This is a genomic window from Vibrio aestuarianus (assembly GCF_012395185.1).
GTDB classification, from domain to species: Bacteria; Pseudomonadota; Gammaproteobacteria; order Enterobacterales; family Vibrionaceae; genus Vibrio; species Vibrio aestuarianus.
This window is the reverse complement of the sequence record NZ_JAAZTU010000021.1, coordinates 1-18,459: the sequence shown is the minus strand read 5'-3', so window position 1 is coordinate 18,459 and position 18,459 is coordinate 1. Positions and strand designations below refer to the sequence as shown.

Here is an 18,459-nt window from a genome sequence, read left to right as displayed (position 1 = left end):
GATGAATAAACTAGCGTTTTTCTTTTTTTGGCAATCACTACCATGCAGTGTGAATTCTATAATCAGCACCAGTGCCGCTCTTGCACTTATTGTCCGCTGCCTTACGCCACTCAAATTGCTAACAAAGATTTCGCACTGAAATCATTATTTTCTGCAAACATGCCAGAGCAATGGCTTGAACCTGTCACGAGCCAAGACACAGCTTTTCGTAATAAAGCGAAAATGGTTGTGCTTGGTGCTGCGCATGCGCCGATTCTCGGTGTAGAAACGTTATCCAATGGTGAGTCAATCCCCGTTTCACTGGTTAATTGCCCGCTTTATCCTCAAGACATGCAAGCGTTGCTAGTGTATTTGCAAGACTGGATTCGTACATCGGGTATTCCTCCTTACAATAAAACAAAGAAAAAAGGAGAGCTGAAATTCGTCTTGTTAACCCGTAGCGCACACAGCGGTGAATTTATGCTGCGTTTTGTGCTTCGAAGCCGAACTGCGATGGCACGAATTGAGAATAACCTAGCTCGCCTTATCGCTGATTTTCCATCAGTGAAAGTGGTTTCGGTCAATCTTCAACCGATCCATATGGCTCGACTTGAAGGTGAAGAAGAGATCTTTTTGACAGCCAGTGAGCACCTTGTTGAACAATTTAACCAGGTTCCAATGGTGATTCGGCCCAAAAGCTTTTTCCAAACCAACCCGCAGGTTGCTGAACAATTGTATGCGACGGCAAGGGAGTGGGTTAGGGACATTAAACCCGCCTACATGTGGGATCTCTTTTGTGGTGTGGGTGGGTTTGCTCTGCACTGCGCAAGTTCCGATACAGCCGTTACTGGAATTGAGATAGAACCAGAAGCAATAGCCAGTGCTAAGCGTTCGGCGCAGGCAATGGGGGTCACCAATTTAGATTTTGCTGCACTGGACTCCGCGCAGTATTCATTAACTCAATCACACGCGCCAGAATTGGTGTTGGTTAACCCTCCACGGCGTGGCTTAGGAATACAATTAGTTGAGCAGTTGGTTGCTTTATCACCAAAGCATATTATCTACTCAAGCTGTAACCCGGAAACGTTATTAGCGGATATGCAGGGCATGCCTGATTATGTGCCAAAAAAATTGCAATGGTTTGATATGTTTCCACATACTGACCACAGTGAAGTGATGGTGTTACTTGAGTATCAACCTAAACTCACAGCCTGATCGTCGAGGCAAAGTGGTAGAGAAAAGGGAAGCTGCTGCTTCCCTTTTTCGTCTTTGTAATGTTATTTAACCGTCCAAGCGACGGTTTCACCACCTCGAATCGGCACTACGGTGTCCGAGCCAAAAGGCATGCTGTCAGCCACAGACCATGGTTCGTTGATGAGCGTTACGGTATCGCTATTGCGTGGTAGGCCGTAAAAATCAGGGCCATTATGGCTGGCAAACGCCTCAAGATGACCAAGCTGATTCACTTGCTCAAAAACTTCCGCATAGAGCTCAAGTGCAGCGTGGGCAGTATAGGAACCTGCGCAACCACAAGCCGCTTCTTTTTTGCCTTTGGCATGTGGCGCTGAATCGGTACCCAGGAAAAATTTCTTACTTCCTGAGGTTGCTGCTTGAATTAATGCCAGCTGGTGGGTATTGCGTTTTAAAATTGGTAAGCAGTAGAAATGAGGACGAATACCACCAGCAAGCATGTGGTTGCGGTTATACATTAGATGGTGCGCAGTGATGGTTGCGGCCACATTGTCGTTTGCATTCTTGACAAACTCTACCGCTTCGGCAGTCGTGATATGTTCCAACACAATTTTGAGACTAGGGAAATCATTCACGATAGGAGCAAGAACCGTATCGAGGAAGGCTTTTTCTCGGTCAAAAATATCCACATCGTGAGCCGTCACCTCTCCATGGATAAGTAATAGCATGCCAACATCTTGCATCGCTTCTAACACTGGATAAATGTTTTTCGCACAAGTGACACCTGAGTCGGAGTTTGTGGTAGCACCAGCAGGGTAGAGCTTAGCCGCCACAATAGCACCAGATGCTTTCGCTTTACGGATTTCATCGGGAGTGGTGTTATCAGTGAGATAAAGCGCCATCAGTGGTTTGAAAGAATCGCGTGGCTTTTGCGCTATAATACGTTCTTGGTAGGATAACGCTAATTCAGTGGTGGTAATTGGTGGGACGGTATTTGGCATTATTAGTGCGCGGCCATTATAACGGCTGATATCTCGAACGGTATCTGCCAGTACATCACCATCACGTAAGTGTACATGCCAGTCGTCAGGACGAGTGATCGTAAGTGTTTTCATTGAATGCTCCCACCGGAAAAATTGGTTGATTGGAGCCTAAACATGTTATGAATTACTTTGCGCGCAATCGCTTACGTTTAGGCGACAGGATGATAGAGGAAAAGGGGAGGGATTTCATCTTTTTATTTCCTGCCAGAGGAATCACATCTCTTTGAAGAGTTAGTCACGTTGACGGTTTTGCATTATCATCACGGCATAAAATAGAAAACGTATAAGGATCAGCCATGTCGTCAGCGCAACTCTCTCAAATCAATATTTACCCTGTTAAATCGGTGGCTGGCATTTCGCAATCAAGCGCTTGGGTTGAAAAGCAAGGCCTTGCTTTTGACCGACGTTTCATGGTGGCATTGGCTGACGGTTCAATGGTCACCGCACGTAAATATCCGAGTATGGTAAAAATCAGTTCAACGCTGGTAGCCGACGGGTTGATTTTTACCGCGATTAACCAATCTCCGTTAAAACTGCGTTACGTAGACTTTAAAATGCAGCCTGCTTCAGCGCAGGTGTGGAGCGATAACTTTACCGCTTATACCACGACCGACGATGCTGACGATTGGTTTAGTGATGTTTTAGGCCAGCGGGTAGAGTTGTTGTTTACTGGTGAACAGTCTAATCGGGTACGAGAGAAAATTGGCCATAACGTCAGTTTTGCGGACGGTTACCCAGTGTTGGTGATTAGCCAAGCGTCATTAGATGAGCTAAACCGTCGTAGCCCCGAACAGCATAGTATGGATCAATTTCGGACTAACCTCGTGGTGACGTTCAATGAGCCGTTTGCGGAAGATGGATGGAAACGAATTCGTATCGGAGATGTTGAATTTGAATCCGTAAAGCCTTGTGAACGATGTATTTTGACGACAGTTGATGTCAATAAGGGCGAATTCCGACCAACCAAAGAGCCGCTCAGAACCTTATCTCAATTTCGTGCCAATGAACGCGGTGGCGTGTTTTTTGGCCAAAATTTAGTGGCGAAAAATGAGGGGATGATTCGCGTTGGCGATAATGTTGAAGTACTTGAATATAAAGAAAAAGAAATTTATCTCGATCACGGTATGACTCATCATCTTATGACATGTGTTGAGCGTGAAGAGATCGCCCGTGACTTCATAACCTTCTGGCTTGAGCCAAAGCAAGGTGAAATTCCTCATTATCAACCCGGTCAGCACCTACCGATTGAGGTAGTGATTGATGGTGAAAATGTGGCACGGCGCTACACGTTATCGTCAAGTCCATCGCGTCCCGGGCGTTTGGCTATTTCGGTGAAGCGTATTGATGGTGGACGAGTGTCTAATTGGTTGATTGACCATTTACAGGTAGGTTGTACGCTAAGCACCCTGTATCCAGATGGGTCATTTCATTTATCCGACCCGCAACAGCAGCCTTTACTACTGCTTTCCGCAGGGAGTGGTGTTACGCCAATGCTTTCCATGCTGCGTTACCTTGCGGATCATCAACAAATTCAAGATGTGGTCTTTTATCATCAATGTCGCAGTGTTGAAGATATTCCCTGTCGTGAAGAGCTCGAGTTATTGAACCAACAACATGATGGACTAAAAGTACTCCTTTCTTTGACCCAAGCCCCGCAAGATTGGTTTGGGTTAAAAGGACGACTCTCTTTATCTCATATCAAACAGATCAAAGACGTAGCTGAGCGTCAGGTGTTTGTATGTGGGCCTGATGGTTTCATGCAAAAAGCGAAAAACTTGTTGTTGAAAAAAGGGTTAGCGGAAGCGTCTTATCACCAAGAAGCATTTGGCGTGACGCAAACGGTGACGGCTGACTTTAAAACGTTGCAGCTAAGTGTTAATGGCAATCTGTTTGAAGGCAACAACCAAACGACTCTGCTTGAGCAAGCTGAAGCGGCCGGTATTCCAATTGCGAATAGCTGTCGAGCTGGTTTTTGTGGAGCGTGTAAGGTAACGGTTGAGTCGGGCAAAGTGCATCAGCCAGAAGTACCAGCATTACAAGATCATGAACGTCATATGGGCATCGCGTTAGCGTGCTGCTGTGTGCCTGAAACTGATTTGGAAGTCGTAAACTAACTCCTTTCAGTTTGAAACTACATTAACTATGTTCGCTGCCTGCAACGCTAGGCCGTTTGGTATGAATGCGCTTAACCAGCTCGGTTTATAAAAATGCCTCTTGGGTCAAATGACCACAAGAGGCGCGACGTTGCTAGTGATTTTTATTTAGAGCATGTTAGGAGACCTAAATAAAGTTAGTCACAAAATCGGATAAGTACGAATTAATTACTGTTCACTTCGCTTATTTTATTTCAATGTGTGATTTTCATTCCAATTTGTTTAGTGTGGTTTTATCCTTAAACCTACCTTAGATTTAGTTTTTTGAGCTTGATCGACGAATAAATAAACGCTTGAACGTTTGCGTAAAAATATGTGATGAAACTCTCATTTTGTTGTTTATACTTTCCGCCCGGTTATGAGCCGGTGCTCAACCCATACAAGCCGTCACATGGATATGTGAATGACCCCAAGGACTGGACCAGCTAAGTTTCTCTGCTTGTATAAGGTTATTTAAAATGAACAATGTTTTTACCAGCCACTCTTTTCCCTACTTCTTTGTAGTGAACGAGAGTCATGATTCATCCTTTGCCAAGTTCTTTGGTCCTGCCCTTATCTCCCAATTTCACACTAGGTAAATACAATGAATATTCTTTTTGGTCTTGTCGGCGTGATTGTGCTGATGGCTTGCGCGTATCTGTTATCTGAGAGCCGATCTTCCATTAATTGGAAAACCGTTTTACGTGCTTTATTGCTGCAAGTGGGCTTTGCTGCTTTGGTTCTTTATTTCCCGTGGGGACAAACTGCATTAGCAAGTATGAGTAATGGTGTTGCTAGCTTGTTGGGATTTGCAGACGCAGGGATCAGTTTTTTGTTTGGTGATTTAGCCAATTCTGGGTTTATTTTTGCGGTTCGTGTTCTGCCCATTATCATTTTCTTCAGCGCTCTTATCTCAGCCCTTTACTATCTTGGTATCATGCAAAAAGTCATCGAGTTCATTGGTGGTGGTATCCAAAAATTTTTAGGTACGAGCAAAGCGGAATCTTTAGTTGCTACAGGCAATATCTTCCTTTCACAAGGCGAATCCCCGTTACTCGTTCGCCCATTTTTATCGCGTATGACCCGTTCGGAATTGTTTGCTGTGATGGCTGGCGGTATGGCATCGGTTGCTGGTAGCGTGTTGGGGGGATATGCGGGGTTAGGGGTTGAACTTAAGTACCTAATCGCCGCAAGTTTCATGGCTGCTCCTGGCAGTTTGATGATGGCGAAAATCATTGTTCCTGAGCGTGATGTTCCACTTGACCAATCGAATATAGAGATGGATAAAGCGCAAGACAGTAATGTTATCGATGCGCTTGCAAGCGGTGCAATGAACGGAATGAAAGTGGCAGTAGCGGTTGGAACCATGTTGGTCGCTTTTGTGAGTGTCATTGCAATGGTCAATACAGGGTTAGAAAGCTTCGGTGAACTCTTTGGCTTTAGCGGCATTACCTTACAAGTGTTATTTGGCTATCTATTTTCGCCGTTAGCATGGGTTATTGGTGTGCCAAGTAACGAAGTATTAATGGCGGGTTCTTATATTGGTCAAAAAGTGGTGATGAACGAATTTGTCGCGTTTATCGATTTTGTTGAGCATAAGGCCTTGTTGTCCGAACATACGCAAGTCATTGTTACTTTCGCATTGTGTGGGTTTGCTAACATAGGATCGATCGCGATTCAATTGGGTTCCATCGGTGTGATTGCACCGGAACGTCGTGCAGAAGTGGCAAACTTAGGGATTAAAGCGGTTGCTGCGGGCACATTGGCAAACTTAATGAGTGCGTGTTTAGCCAGTATGTTCATTTTATTGTAAAAATACATTCTCGTTATGTGAATGCCTGCTTCGGTGGGCATTTTTTATCAACTGTTATTTGGGCTGTGTTGTACAACGCAGTAATCGTAAAAAAACTGATTTATAGCAAATACTGTTTCAAATGAGCGCGTAGTATAGGGTGCAATTAACTGCGTATATCATTATTGAAATACGCGGATGTTTTCACTTCTTGAGTATTTGCTATGGAAAATCTTGTCGACCGCTTTCTGCGTTATGTTGCTTTTGATACACAATCAAATCCTGCCAATTCACAATGTCCAAGCTCGTCAGGTCAAAAGCCTTTCGCTCATAAGTTGTGTGATGAGTTGATAGATTTAGGTCTAACTGAAGTGAGCGTAGACGATCACGGCTATGTGATGGCTAAGTTAGAATCAAACGTGGATTATCCCGTTCCTGCCATTGGTTTTATTGCGCATATGGACACTGCTCCTGATGCTTCTGGAAAAAATGTTAAACCACAACTTGTTGAAAATTATCAAGGTGGTGATATCGCGCTTGGAAAAGGTGATGAAGTGTTGTCGCCTATTCAGTACCCAGACTTGCACCAATTGCATGGTCATAACTTAATTACGACCGATGGCACCACACTGCTTGGCGCAGACAATAAAGCCGGTATTGCCGAAATTATGACCGCGCTAGAGGTGTTGATTGCGGATCCGAGTATTGTTCATGGTGATATTTGTATTGGTTTTACACCAGACGAAGAAATTGGTCGCGGTGCTGATTTATTTAATGTGGAAAAATTTGGGGCGCAATGGGCTTACACCATTGATGGTGGGCCAGTTGGTGAGCTTGAATACGAAAACTTTAATGCAACCAGTGCCGATGTGATTTGTCACGGTATTAATGTGCATCCGGGAACTGCAAAAGACAAAATGGTCAATTCGATGAACATTGCTGCGCAATTTCAGTTGATGATGCCAATGGATGAAACACCAGAAACAACCGAAGGTTACCAAGGTTTTTACCATCTGAAATCAGCGGAGATGAGCGTTGCTCGTTCAGAGTTGGGTTATATTATTCGAGACTTCGACCGTGAAGGTTTGAATGCTCGTAAAACATTCATGCAACAAAAAGTAGCAGAACTGAATGCTCGTCTTGAAAAAGGTCGTGTTGAACTGGTGTTAACGGACAGCTATTTCAACATGAAAGAGATGGTCGAGCCTCATCCACAAGTGATTGAACTTGCAAAACAAGCGATGATTGACTGCGATATTGAACCATTGATTAAACCAATCCGTGGCGGTACTGATGGTGCAAGACTCTCATTTATGGGACTACCATGTCCGAACATCTTTACTGGTGGCTATAATTTCCACGGTATCCATGAATTTATCAGCGTAGAAGGGATGGAAAAGGCGGTTAATGTGATCGTTAAACTGGCGGAAAAAACAGCACTAACCAGTCAACCAAATTAAAACATACCCTCTTTAGCGTTTCCGAACGAGCATTAAAGAGGGGTATTCCATTACAAAGCTTTGACAGGGCGCATATTAATTGTGCCCATATCCTTTTTAGCCTTTCATTCAGTTACAATGTAAATCAATAATAAGCGAAATAACGGCAACAGATGGTCGTCGTTCGATACAGTAATGAAGGGGATTAGTATGGAGAAAGCAGTCGCGGTTTGGGACTTTCTTCTCACGCATAAATTGATATTCACCACGTTAATAATGGTGCTGATCATTTTGATTCGTCGTTTGGTGCTATCACAGATTCGAGGTGATGTCGCTTTCATTACAGAGAAACAACGTAAATGGATGTCACGAACCAAGAATGGAATATTTGGTTTGACGATCGTCATCTTGTTTGTGTTATGGCAGTCCGAGATCAACGAATTTGCATTGTCAGTGACCGCTATTGCGGTTGCGATTGTTGTGGCATCGAAAGAGATTATTCTCTGTTTTACAGGCTCAATTCAGCGTGCGAGTTCTCGCTCATTTCGTATTGGGGATTGGATTGAAGTGGGAAAATTAAGTGGTGAGGTGATCGAGCACAACTTAATGGCAACGGTGATTCAAGAAATTGACCTTAACCATGGTCAATATCACTATACGGGCAAAACAGCGACTCTTCCTAATAGCATGTTTTTTACTTTCCCAGTCAAAAATCTTAATTTTATGAAGCGTTATGTGTTTCATAATTTCTCGATTGTGGTGCCAAACTTCGTTAACTTGTTTCCGCTTCTACCAATCATGCATGAGAAAATTGAAGCGCATTTTGCCCATTTTATTGATGTTGCACGGCGCTACAATAATATGATCGAAAAACACGCGGGTGTGGATTTGCCCAATGCAGAGCCCCATATTCAGATCAGCAGCACTGCTGCAGGTGAACAAGTCGTTCACTTTATGATTTTCTGCCCAACCGAAAGAGCCAACCATCTTGAGCAGTTGATCCGTGAAGACTTCATGCAAGAGTACGAAAAAGCTTTTCCTCGTGAATTGAATGGCGCGGCTAATACACTGGTGAATTAACCACACCATAATTGTATCGATTGAAGCGAGTCATATGACTCGCTTTATTTAACGTTTAATTGAATGTGTTTTGGTCACTGAGATACCAAGTCTTTTTGCGAGTCGAGTTAAATTAGCTCGGTCGATTTGTAGCTGTCTTCCGGCTTCTGCCCAGTTAAAATCGGCTCGGGTTAACGCTTCACTGATTACCTTTCTTTGGAATTCATCTGTGGCTTCACGTAAGCCTACGCGCCAGTTAATGTTGGCCTCTTCTGTCTGCGATATTTGTTCATTTGAAGTGTTGAACGAGATGCCATTATCCAGTTCACCAATATCGTGGCAGGTTACAGTAACTAGGTTAGATGCAGTTTTCTTAGCACGAGCTTTTAGTGCTGCACGATTAATAACATGCTCAAGCTCTCGGACATTACCCGGCCAGAAGTAATGCAGCAGCGACTCCAAAGCCAGCGGGTCAATTTTAAGTTGTACAATGCCAAGTTTTCGTCGAGCCTGCTCTAAGAAATAACCGGCGAGTAATGTGACATCACCATCGCGTTCGCGCAGAGATGGCACATGGATTGGGTAAACACTGAGCCTATGATAAAGGTCAGCACGAAAGCGTCCAGCTTCGACTTCTACTTTTAGATCTCGGTTTGTCGCAGCCAATATTCGTACATCAATGGTTTGTACGTGATCTTTTCCGACTGGTTGAATCTCATTATTTTGTAACGCTCTTAGGATCTTGCTTTGCGCGGTAAGTGGAAGTTCGCCGATCTCATCTAAAAACAGGGTACCACCATCAGCTAAGGCAAATTTGCCTAAACGATGTCGATCTGCACCTGTAAATGCGCCTTTTACATGGCCAAATAGTTCACTTTCTACTAAGTTTTCAGGAATAGCGGCGCAGTTTACGTAGATCAAAGGCTGACGTTTTCGAGATGAAAGATGATGAATGGTACGCGCCACTAATTCTTTACCAACCCCTGTTTCGCCGTGAATCAAAATATTGAAATTGGAAGGAGCAACCACTTCGAGGTCGGCTTTCATTATTTGCATCGCCGTACTAGAACCGATGATTTCACCGCCGTCTCTGTCCCATACTTCTTCATTGAGTTCTTCGAAGCGTTGTTGAGATTGTTTAGCTTGGGCTTCTAATTGTGAAAAAGTCAGTGCCATTTTTAGTGTCGAGGCGGCAATAGCCGATAACACTTCAAGGCTTCTTGTTGGTATGTGGTCAAACACATTTGGTGTCAGGCTATCGAGCGTCAGAATTCCTAGCAATTCGTCGCCAAAGAGTAGTGGTAAGCCCATGCAAGAATGCATCGGTAGATCGCCATCATGCTCCATTAACAGGCCATCAAAAGGATCTGGTAGCGGAGAGTGCGCATCAAACCTTATCGGCGATTTGGCTTGGCAGATTTGTGTGAAACGAGGATGCTCTTCGATTAAAAATCGGCGACCTAATGTATCTCTAGTTAGACCTTGCATAGCAAGAGGAATAAGTAACTCCCCCTGGCGAGAAAGGAGTACCACACAGTCACACTGGATGGTTTTGCGGATCGCATCAAGTAAGCGGCTGAATCGATCGTGATCATTTGAGCCACTGGCTAACCCAATCGTCATTTCGACTAGAGTGGAGATAGAGATATCTTGCATAGAAATAATATTTGTGATGTTTTTCTGATATTGTAGTGTCAATATGACCTATTTAAAAGGGTTTTATTGACCTGTTTGCTTAAGGTTTTTTGGTGCTATTTTTATTAAAATCAATGACATATGATTTGGCACGTGTTGTGCAATTAGATGAAAGTGAAAAACATCATCTTATAAATAACAAAAAATAAAATCTGAGGAGAATTTCAGTCATGCTCAACGACCATCACATCGGCATTATCAAAAGTACCATACCACTGCTTGAATCAGCAGGCCCTTCCTTAACCAAACATTTCTATGAACGAATGTTTTCACATAACCCTGAGCTGAAAGATATTTTTAATATGTCGCATCAACAAACGGGTCGTCAGAGCGTCGCTTTGTTTGAGGCTATTGCCGCTTATGCAAAAAACATTGATAACCTAGCGGTGTTGACCAGTGCTGTGGAGCGAATTGCTCACAAGCACACTAGCTTTAATATTCAACCTGATCATTACCAAATTGTTGGTCTTCACCTGATCGAAACATTACGAGAACTTGCCAGTGAAGCTTTTACGAGTGAAGTTGAAGAAGCTTGGACTGCTGCCTACCTGTTTTTAGCTCAAGTATTTATTTCTCGGGAAGGCGAGTTGTACTTACAACGTAAACAAGCGTTAGGTGGTTGGGAAAATGCACGCGAGTTTATCGTTCAAGAGAAAGTAAAAGAATCGGAATTGGTGACGAGTTTTATCTTTGCCCCCACCGATAAAGAAAGCGTATTAGATTACCAAGCGGGGCAGTACATAGGTATAGAAGTGAAACCGGAGTCATCTCAATATAAGGAAATCCGCCAGTATTCGTTGTCACAAAAATCAAATGGTAAGAACTACCGAATTTCAGTCAAGCGAGAAGGCTTTGATACGCAACATGCTGGTATTGTATCGAATTATTTGCACGATGAATTGTGTGTGGGAGATAGTGTGAAATTGTATGCGCCAGCGGGAGACTTTTTCTACGTAGAACGTGAAGCACCTGTGGTATTGATTTCTGCGGGAATTGGCGCGACGCCAATGCAAGCGATGTTGCAACACTTTGCTCAGGTCAAAAAGCGTGACGTAACCTACTTACATGCTTGCAACAGCCCTGAGCAACACTCGTTTATTAGTGAGACGGCAAAGTTGATCGAGGCCAATGATTGGAAACAAAAGGTTTGGTATCTAAATAGCGATTCATCGGTTGAAGGAAATGGGCACATGCAGTTGGATAAAGTGCCGTTGCCACTACAAAATGGTGATTTCTATGTTTGTGGGCCAATTGGATTTATGCAGTTTATTGTTGAGCAGTTAGAAAGCCTAGGTGTTGATAAATCTCGTATTCACTATGAAGTTTTTGGCCCTCACGCTAACTTGTAAATCACCATAATGTTCAAGGCTCGAAAGAGCCTTGATATCACAGATAATGAGCGTCAATAGACGCCATCAAGCGCTCTTAATTTGTAATTCTTGCCACACAATTTCATGTGAGCCGTTTTCTCCATCGACGAAAATGGAAGATCCGCTGATCATCACAGAGAGTTCCATTCCTCGTGTGAGAGTTGATGCCAGTTTTTCAATTGATTCTGCTTCAAAGCGAATAACATCGACGTTGAGATAACCAAATTTGCCTTTGTTTTGTTCCCACCAAACATTCGATTTAGTGTTGAAGCTATAGATTTTTACTTGCTTGGCTAGGCGAGTTGCTTTTTTGACGCGATCGGCATCAGGTTCACCGACTTCTAGCCATAACTGGATTTGGTCATCTAAAGACTTTAGCCAGATGTCGGGTTCTTCGATGGATGATAAACCTTTAGTAAACATCAACTCTGGCGTGGCATTGAGGCAAAAAGCTAAAATGCGTGCGATCATGCGCTCGTTATTTTCTGAAGGATGCTGAGCAATAGTCAGATTGAGAGAATCATAGTGATCACGGTTGATATCAGTGAGCGAGATACGAAATTTATAGATAGTTGGTTTGAGGGCCATGGTAATGATTTCTGAGAGACAAAAACGAAAATAGCCAGCAAGATGCTGGCTATTAGAATACTTAGTAAGAAATTATACTAGGCGGATGTTGTCAGCTTGAGGGCCTTTTTGACCTTGAGATACTTCAAACTCAACTTTTTGACCTTCAGCAAGAGTACGGAAACCGTCACCTTTGATTGCGCTGAAGTGAGCGAAAACGTCTGGGCCGTTTTCTTGTTGAATGAAGCCGAAGCCTTTAGTTTCGTTGAACCATTTTACTGTACCAGTAACTGTGTTAGACATTTTAATATCCTAATGAAAAATTTTTACAGCCGATTACGGCGCGGATAGCGTGGAAAAGTAGATTGCTATTGCGTACGACACGACGGGGGAGTTACAAGTAATCCAACGAAACGTATTTGTATACAACGAACTGCTTTCTAGCTACGGCAAAGTCTAGTTTAAACTTTTATCTTGTCAATCATAACTAGACAAATCTCGAAAAACTTTCCAAAAAATAGTCATGTTTTATGCTCCATTTGGCATTTTACTGCAACCGTATTTGAAATGGGCTCAATTATTCAAATCGTCAGCAACAAAATTTGTGATTGACAGTGGTGGTTTTTAGAGCAAAATCGCCACCACTATCGTTCACTCTTTGTCTTTAATGGAGGCAATATGAAAAACAAAAAAAACAAACGAATGAGTTGCAAAACCAATCAGTTATGTTTTGAAGATAATCAAATTTCGGACGCAGAGCTCGGCCGTGGACAAATTAAAGATAATGCGCTCAAAGCAGTGGTCACAAGCCAGCTATTTAGAATGCGAGTTGAAAAAGCGAAGAAAGGCAAAGGAAGCTACAGCCGTAAAGAAAAGTACTCGGGTAGAGAGCTTTACTCAAAAGTTGCTTGAAGTTATTTTTGAATAAGGTTCTGCTTACGGCTCCACGCTCCCGCTGAAAAACGCAAATCAGTTGAACACATCAATGATTGATTATGTACTTTGTTATTTATGTGTTTGTCTCACAAAATTCTAATTTTAGCGAAAAAATCTCAACGGTTAATATTTTGTTACCATTTGTTCCATTTTGATGCTTTTATCTATGTAATGCATTGTTACACCTAATTTCGCGTGCATTTGATCGTTAACTATTGATTAACAATTGTATTTTGTCGCCCGTCACAAGCAAAATTGTTCAATATTTGAACTTGATATTATTGGTGAATAGAGGAGAATATACGCAAAATGAGATTTCAAAAATGAACGGATGCTTTTTTATTAAAAAGAGGTTTATAGCATGAAACTGATATTAATTTTGATAGCGTCTGTATCTGCAGGTGTTGCTTCTGCGGAACACTTCCACTCCTTTTTACTCGGCTTGTATGTATCTTCCTTAGCGGTAGGCACCTGTTACTGGTTTGCCTTCAGAAGCACTAGAGTGCCAGAATTCGCGCTATTTCTATTAATTTGCGGCCTATTCGCCAAACTTTCCGTCACTGTTGTGGGTGTAATGTGGGGAGTGTCGGCTGATTTGATAACGTCTCCTATCGTGTTTGCTTTGTCATACATGTTTTTCTCTATCGTTGTAACTTATATTTGGTTCAGCTATCGAGATAAAAAGACGCCAACGCCTAAGCTTTCTACTCAGGTATAATCGTCACTGTTTAAGATTTGAGTATCAATGTAGAACAAGGGCTTTTTCAGTAAAGCCCTTTTTTATCGCCATTATTCGACTTTTGTCCAACAGAGCTTTGGTTGTTTTACGTATAAACTCATTAGCATTGTGAGTTACCAATGAGTGAGGGAAGCTAAATGGAAGTTGGATTGTTCTGGGCGGAAAAAGGGATATTGCTGCTTGGTATTATTTTTGTTTTAACTAGCATCACTCAATATGGCAAGCGTAGCCATGATTGGAAGGGGGTGGTGACGATGTTCTATCGGCGCATACCGATGACTATCGCAGAATATAAATGGTACCGGTTGGGCATTTCATTTATCGTCTTTGCTGTTGTACTGCGCATCATCGTTTTGACTCTGTGGCCGTCACTTTAATGTGGCGGTTTCTATCCTAAAGCTCTAACCGATATACTCCCCATTTTGAATTAATTTTTTGCGCAACTCGCATATACCTAAGGTTTAGGTATACACTCTATTTATTGAATTAATAGACATTAAGGTGATTACATGTCTTTCCCCGTACTCATCTGTGATGACTCTGCATTAGCACGTAAGCAGATGGCGCGTTCACTTCCAGCGTCTCTTAACGCTGATATCACCTTCGCAATACATGGCTTAGATGGAATCAAGAATCTTGAAGAACATGACTTCAAATTAATGTTCCTAGATTTAACAATGCCGGAACTTGATGGCTACGGCACGCTTGAGGAAATGCAGCGCAGAGGCATGACAACGCCTGTCGTAGTTGTTTCTGGTGATATTCAGCCTAAAGCCAAAGAGCGAGTTATGGCATTAGGCGCTCGCGCTTTTATCCAAAAGCCAATCGATAAAAACGCCCTAAATGATGTATTGAGAGAGCTCGTAGAGCCAGCAACACAACCACGTATGGTAACCCCTGTCTCTATCGATCTACCGATACTGAAGCGCCGAGATATCTATATGGAAGTGGCTAACGTTTCGATTGGGCGAGCCGCAGATGCATTAGCTCGACATTTTGATGTTTTTGTCCATTTACCGTTACCAAACGTCAATATTTTTGAAGTCAGCGAACTGCACATGGCATTACGTGACTTAGCAGAGAACGACCAGGTATCAGGAGTTTGTCAGGGGTTTAGTGGCGAAGGTATTGCTGGGGAGGCATTAGTTTTGCTTAGTGATTCTAGTGTGTCTGATCTCAAAAAATTAATGAAAGTGCCTGCTGATAGTGAAGAACTTGAAGAGCTAGAATTGCTAATGGATGTGTCAAATATATTGGTTGGTTCCTTCTTAAATGGACTGGGCGAACAATCAGAGGTGCGATTCTTTCAAAGCTCTCCAGTACTGCTTGGGCAGCATATCTCCATTGATTCAATCATCCAATCTACCGCGGGAACGTTTAAGAAGACCATGACATTTGAAGTCAGTTATAATATTGATCAGACATCAATTCGTTGTGATTTACTATTTATGTTTGTCGATGAGTCGCTTCCACTGCTAGACAACAAACTCGCTTATCTTATGGAGGACTTTTAGCGATGAATCTTCCTGCTGAATTTGAGCAATTCCACTGGATGGTGGACATGGTACAGAATGTCGATATGGGCTTAGTGGTCATAGATAGAGATTATCAAGTACAAGTCTGGAATGGCTTTATGACACACCACAGCGGTGTACAGTCTCATGATGCTATTGGTAAATCGATATTTGAATTATTTCCAGAGATCCCCTGTGAGTGGTTCAAGCTAAAAACAAAACCGGTATATGATCTTGGTTGTCGCAGTTTTATCACGTGGCAGCAACGCCCCTATTTATTTAAATGTCGCAATGTTCGCCCTGTAACCCAACAAGCAGAATTTATGTATCAGAGCATTACACTAAATCCTATGCGTACACCAACAGGAAAAATCAACTCTCTTTTTCTCTCGATACAAGATGCAACAGCAGAAGCACTAGCGTCATTGAAAGTTAATCATTGACTAACTATAACCTTGTTGAATGAGTAATGCGTTTTATGGGGGTTTATTAATGGATGGGTGGGTGTTAGTACGTTTTCTAGACTGGGCTTTAAATTTTTATACTATTTTTTGAAAAAAAATAACGTTAAAAGTGTCTATTAAAATCCCATTTTGGGGTGATATTGGTCACATATTTTTAGTTGAATACTGTTTGGTAATCGATTGCTTAGCTGGTGGGATTCGATGGTGGAGTGAGTTTTTTATTTAACTTTATGAAAAATAAGGGGATATATTTTATGGTTTTTGCTAGGGAGTATTCAAATCTACCGGATATGAAAGTTTCGATATAGTACCATAAAAAAAAATAAAATATCAGACTTGCCGAGAAGAAATCCCGACCTATAATGCTGAAAACCGGAGCGTCTGCCAACGCTCCGGTTTTTTTGTGTCCGAAAGCCAGTAATCTCGTCTGCCAACATGATTACTACGCACTTTGCGAAAGTGACACACAGTTTATGAATCAAGGAAATGCACAATGCGTATCGAACAAGAACTTAAGTTAGGTTTCAAAGATGTACTGTTTCGCCCTAAGCGTTCAACACTAAAAAGCCGTTCTCAAGTAAATTTAACCCGCGATTTTACATTCAAGCATAGTGGGCGTCAATGGTCTGGCGTGCCCGTGATTGCTGCAAACATGGACTCTGTTGGTAGCTTTGCTATGGCAAAAGCGTTAGCTGAACACGATGTAATGACAGCGGTTCATAAACACTATTCTGTTGAGGACTGGGCTGAGTTTGTCAAAGGTGCTGATCAAGCCACGCTTAAGCATGTGATGGTATCAACAGGAACCTCGGATAATGATTTCCAAAAAACTAAAGACATCATGGCATTAAGTGATGACCTTATTTTCATCTGTATCGATATTGCCAACGGTTACTCAGAACACTTGGTAGATTATGTACAACGTGTTCGTGCTCAATTCCCAGATAAAGTGATCTCAGCAGGTAATGTTGTAACTGGGGATATGGTTGAAGAACTGATCCTTGCTGGTGCAGATATTGTTAAAGTAGGAATTGGCCCTGGTTCTGTGTGTACTACTCGCGTGAAGACCGGTGTTGGCTACCCACAGTTGTCTGCGATCATTGAATGTGCTGATGCAGCTCATGGTTTAGGTGGCTGCATTATTGGCGACGGTGGTTGTACTTGCGCCGGTGATGTATCGAAAGCGTTCGGTGGCGGTGCTGATTTCGTTATGCTTGGCGGTATGCTAGCAGGGCATGAGCAATCTGGCGGTGAAGTTATTGAAAAAGATGGCGTAAGCTACATGAAGTTCTACGGCATGTCTTCACAGTCAGCGATGGCGAAGCACTCGGGTGGTGTTGCAAAATACCGTGCGGCTGAAGGAAAAACCGTACTATTGCCATATCGTGGCAGTGTGCACGATACGATTTCAGATGTGTTAGGTGGCGTACGTTCAACATGTACATATGTAGGCGCAGCAAAGCTTAAAGAGCTAACGAAGAGAACAACATTTATTCGCGTGAGAGAGCAAGAGAACAACTTGTTTGGTAAAGAGTAAATTTCTGATACTTTGGAAAATTCGAATGTTTTAGGGTCGCTTTTAGCGGCCCTTTTTTGTATAGAGGAAACACCCAGCTAGTCTGGGGGCGTTCCTACCTTGAAACTTCAAACACTAGCAATATCGCCACGTCGGTTCATGGGCGCATACCTTTATCAAAGGGATTTGATAGGGTTGCTTAATGATACACGACATTAAAACAAACATACCCAAGGTTAGAACGGCACTAATGATCGATTTGATTGATTAGCCGTATAAAAGCTTCGAAACCTAAAAACACCGTAAGAAGGAACATACTATGTTTAAACAAATTGCCGCTTTACTCTCTTTGGTAGTAGCAACCGCAATATTTCCGTTCACAGCATATGCTGATGGTCACGGTATGAAGAAGGATGTTGTTGATGTTGCAGTTGAAAATGGTTCTTTTAATACATTAGTCACAGCGGTGAAGGCTGCTGGGTTAGTGGATACTTTGAAAGGGGAAGGCCCATTCACTATCTTTGCTCCTACGGATGAAGCTTTTGCTAAACTTCCAAATGGCACTGTTGAGACACTATTGCAACCAGAAAACAAAGATAAGCTTGTATCCATCCTTACATACCATGTCGTTTCTGGAAAAGTAATGGCGGCTGACGTTATAACAATGGACAATGCTAGAACAACTCAAGGCCAAATGGTTAAGATAACCTTGGATGGCGATAGTGTGATGATAAATAACGCAAATGTCGTTGCTGCTGATGTCAAAGCGAGTAATGGTGTGATTCACGTAATCGATACCGTACTGTTGCCATAATCACAAATATTCTAATGAGGGCTATTTTGTAGCTCTCATTATAAATAATAATATCAATTAATTCATAATACAGCGTCAATTAGAAACTGTGATTACACTTGCTAAATTTGTCTTTTATCTTTCTTGTATAATTTTCATATAATCACCTATCATTTAATTAATGGATTTTTAATATTAAAATCATTTAAAAATTAAAATATTCCCATGGT

17 protein-coding genes are annotated in these 18,459 nt (G+C 42.3%); 13 read left to right on the top strand and 4 right to left on the bottom strand.

Features of this window, described 5'->3' with window-relative positions:
• Positions 1–42 precede the first annotated feature (42 nt).
• Complete coding sequence (gene rlmC, locus HGG78_RS11315; protein ID WP_172532927.1) at positions 43–1,194, top strand: 23S rRNA (uracil(747)-C(5))-methyltransferase RlmC; 1,152 nt, start codon at positions 43–45, stop codon at positions 1,192–1,194.
• 62 nt (positions 1,195–1,256) lie between these two features.
• On the opposite strand, the gene pyrC is transcribed toward rlmC, so the two are convergent.
• Positions 1,257–2,285: a dihydroorotase gene (gene pyrC / locus HGG78_RS11310; RefSeq protein ID WP_172532926.1), complete on the bottom strand. Its 1,029-nt coding sequence runs from the start codon at positions 2,283–2,285 to the stop codon at positions 1,257–1,259.
• A 224-nt stretch (positions 2,286–2,509) separates the two neighbouring features.
• Between pyrC and HGG78_RS11305 the strand changes: the two genes are divergently transcribed.
• The 4 genes from HGG78_RS11305 to HGG78_RS11290 all read left to right on the top strand — a co-directional run bounded on the left by HGG78_RS11305 (position 2,510) and on the right by HGG78_RS11290 (position 8,656).
• Positions 2,510–4,327, top strand: a complete 1,818-nt coding sequence (locus HGG78_RS11305) for a hybrid-cluster NAD(P)-dependent oxidoreductase (RefSeq protein ID WP_172532925.1) — start codon at positions 2,510–2,512, stop codon at positions 4,325–4,327.
• 622 nt (positions 4,328–4,949) lie between these two features.
• The gene (locus tag HGG78_RS11300; protein ID WP_172532924.1) at positions 4,950–6,158 is read left to right on the top strand and encodes a NupC/NupG family nucleoside CNT transporter; all 1,209 of its coding nucleotides are present in this window, start codon (positions 4,950–4,952) and stop codon (positions 6,156–6,158) included.
• Between the two features lie 203 nt (positions 6,159–6,361).
• Complete coding sequence (pepT, locus tag HGG78_RS11295; RefSeq protein WP_172532923.1) at positions 6,362–7,597, top strand: peptidase T; 1,236 nt, start codon at positions 6,362–6,364, stop codon at positions 7,595–7,597.
• Positions 7,598–7,786: 189 nt separating this feature from the next.
• On the top strand, positions 7,787–8,656 hold the full coding sequence (locus HGG78_RS11290) for a mechanosensitive ion channel family protein (protein ID WP_168524322.1): 870 nt from the start codon (positions 7,787–7,789) through the stop codon (positions 8,654–8,656).
• 48 nt (positions 8,657–8,704) lie between these two features.
• Here HGG78_RS11290 and norR read toward each other — a convergent pair whose 3' ends face one another.
• Positions 8,705–10,291, bottom strand: coding sequence for a nitric oxide reductase transcriptional regulator NorR (gene norR, locus HGG78_RS11285; protein ID WP_168524321.1), 1,587 nt, complete (start codon positions 10,289–10,291; stop codon positions 8,705–8,707).
• A 209-nt stretch (positions 10,292–10,500) separates the two neighbouring features.
• Between norR and hmpA the strand changes: the two genes are divergently transcribed.
• Positions 10,501–11,679: an NO-inducible flavohemoprotein gene (gene hmpA, locus HGG78_RS11280; protein ID WP_172532922.1), complete on the top strand. Its 1,179-nt coding sequence runs from the start codon at positions 10,501–10,503 to the stop codon at positions 11,677–11,679.
• Positions 11,680–11,745: 66 nt separating this feature from the next.
• Here hmpA and HGG78_RS11275 read toward each other — a convergent pair whose 3' ends face one another.
• Complete coding sequence (locus tag HGG78_RS11275) at positions 11,746–12,288, bottom strand: YaeQ family protein (protein WP_053311124.1); 543 nt, start codon at positions 12,286–12,288, stop codon at positions 11,746–11,748.
• 72 nt (positions 12,289–12,360) lie between these two features.
• Complete coding sequence (locus HGG78_RS11270; protein ID WP_053311123.1) at positions 12,361–12,570, bottom strand: cold-shock protein; 210 nt, start codon at positions 12,568–12,570, stop codon at positions 12,361–12,363.
• A 399-nt stretch (positions 12,571–12,969) separates the two neighbouring features.
• On the opposite strand from HGG78_RS11270, the gene HGG78_RS11265 reads away from it, so the two are divergent.
• The 7 genes from HGG78_RS11265 (at position 12,970) to HGG78_RS11235 (ending at position 18,250) form a co-directional block, all read left to right on the top strand.
• Positions 12,970–13,179, top strand: a complete 210-nt coding sequence (locus HGG78_RS11265) for an alternative ribosome-rescue factor A (RefSeq protein ID WP_053311181.1) — start codon at positions 12,970–12,972, stop codon at positions 13,177–13,179.
• A gap of 385 nt (positions 13,180–13,564) precedes the next feature.
• Entirely contained in the window at positions 13,565–13,921 is a 357-nt protein-coding gene (locus tag HGG78_RS11260) for an NADH:ubiquinone oxidoreductase (protein ID WP_080996377.1), read from the top strand.
• A 158-nt stretch (positions 13,922–14,079) separates the two neighbouring features.
• Positions 14,080–14,319 carry a hypothetical protein gene (locus tag HGG78_RS11255; RefSeq protein ID WP_053311122.1) on the top strand — a complete coding sequence of 80 codons (240 nt, stop codon included), beginning with the start codon at positions 14,080–14,082 and terminating at the stop codon, positions 14,317–14,319.
• Between the two features lie 132 nt (positions 14,320–14,451).
• Complete coding sequence (locus HGG78_RS11250) at positions 14,452–15,456, top strand: response regulator (RefSeq protein ID WP_053311121.1); 1,005 nt, start codon at positions 14,452–14,454, stop codon at positions 15,454–15,456.
• Positions 15,457–15,458: 2 nt separating this feature from the next.
• Positions 15,459–15,899 (top strand): PAS domain-containing protein, encoded by a 441-nt coding sequence (locus HGG78_RS11245; RefSeq protein WP_053311120.1) that lies wholly within the window; start codon positions 15,459–15,461, stop codon positions 15,897–15,899.
• A gap of 514 nt (positions 15,900–16,413) precedes the next feature.
• A complete protein-coding gene (locus HGG78_RS11240; RefSeq protein ID WP_168524317.1) occupies positions 16,414–17,457 on the top strand; it encodes a GMP reductase in 1,044 nt (347 codons plus the stop codon).
• A 298-nt stretch (positions 17,458–17,755) separates the two neighbouring features.
• Complete coding sequence (locus tag HGG78_RS11235; RefSeq protein ID WP_172532921.1) at positions 17,756–18,250, top strand: fasciclin domain-containing protein; 495 nt, start codon at positions 17,756–17,758, stop codon at positions 18,248–18,250.
• Positions 18,251–18,459 lie beyond the last annotated feature (209 nt).

Coding starts and splice junctions, on each gene's coding strand:
- rlmC (WP_172532927.1), top strand. CDS start 43: ATGCAGTGTGAATTCTATAATCAGCACCAGTGCCGCTCTTGCACTTAT.
- pyrC (WP_172532926.1), bottom strand. CDS start 2,285: ATGAAAACACTTACGATCACTCGTCCTGACGACTGGCATGTACACTTA.
- HGG78_RS11305 (WP_172532925.1), top strand. CDS start 2,510: ATGTCGTCAGCGCAACTCTCTCAAATCAATATTTACCCTGTTAAATCG.
- HGG78_RS11300 (WP_172532924.1), top strand. CDS start 4,950: ATGAATATTCTTTTTGGTCTTGTCGGCGTGATTGTGCTGATGGCTTGC.
- pepT (WP_172532923.1), top strand. CDS start 6,362: ATGGAAAATCTTGTCGACCGCTTTCTGCGTTATGTTGCTTTTGATACA.
- HGG78_RS11290 (WP_168524322.1), top strand. CDS start 7,787: ATGGAGAAAGCAGTCGCGGTTTGGGACTTTCTTCTCACGCATAAATTG.
- norR (WP_168524321.1), bottom strand. CDS start 10,291: ATGCAAGATATCTCTATCTCCACTCTAGTCGAAATGACGATTGGGTTA.
- hmpA (WP_172532922.1), top strand. CDS start 10,501: ATGCTCAACGACCATCACATCGGCATTATCAAAAGTACCATACCACTG.
- HGG78_RS11275 (WP_053311124.1), bottom strand. CDS start 12,288: ATGGCCCTCAAACCAACTATCTATAAATTTCGTATCTCGCTCACTGAT.
- HGG78_RS11270 (WP_053311123.1), bottom strand. CDS start 12,570: ATGTCTAACACAGTTACTGGTACAGTAAAATGGTTCAACGAAACTAAA.
- HGG78_RS11265 (WP_053311181.1), top strand. CDS start 12,970: ATGAGTTGCAAAACCAATCAGTTATGTTTTGAAGATAATCAAATTTCG.
- HGG78_RS11260 (WP_080996377.1), top strand. CDS start 13,565: ATGAAACTGATATTAATTTTGATAGCGTCTGTATCTGCAGGTGTTGCT.
- HGG78_RS11255 (WP_053311122.1), top strand. CDS start 14,080: ATGGAAGTTGGATTGTTCTGGGCGGAAAAAGGGATATTGCTGCTTGGT.
- HGG78_RS11250 (WP_053311121.1), top strand. CDS start 14,452: ATGTCTTTCCCCGTACTCATCTGTGATGACTCTGCATTAGCACGTAAG.
- HGG78_RS11245 (WP_053311120.1), top strand. CDS start 15,459: ATGAATCTTCCTGCTGAATTTGAGCAATTCCACTGGATGGTGGACATG.
- HGG78_RS11240 (WP_168524317.1), top strand. CDS start 16,414: ATGCGTATCGAACAAGAACTTAAGTTAGGTTTCAAAGATGTACTGTTT.
- HGG78_RS11235 (WP_172532921.1), top strand. CDS start 17,756: ATGTTTAAACAAATTGCCGCTTTACTCTCTTTGGTAGTAGCAACCGCA.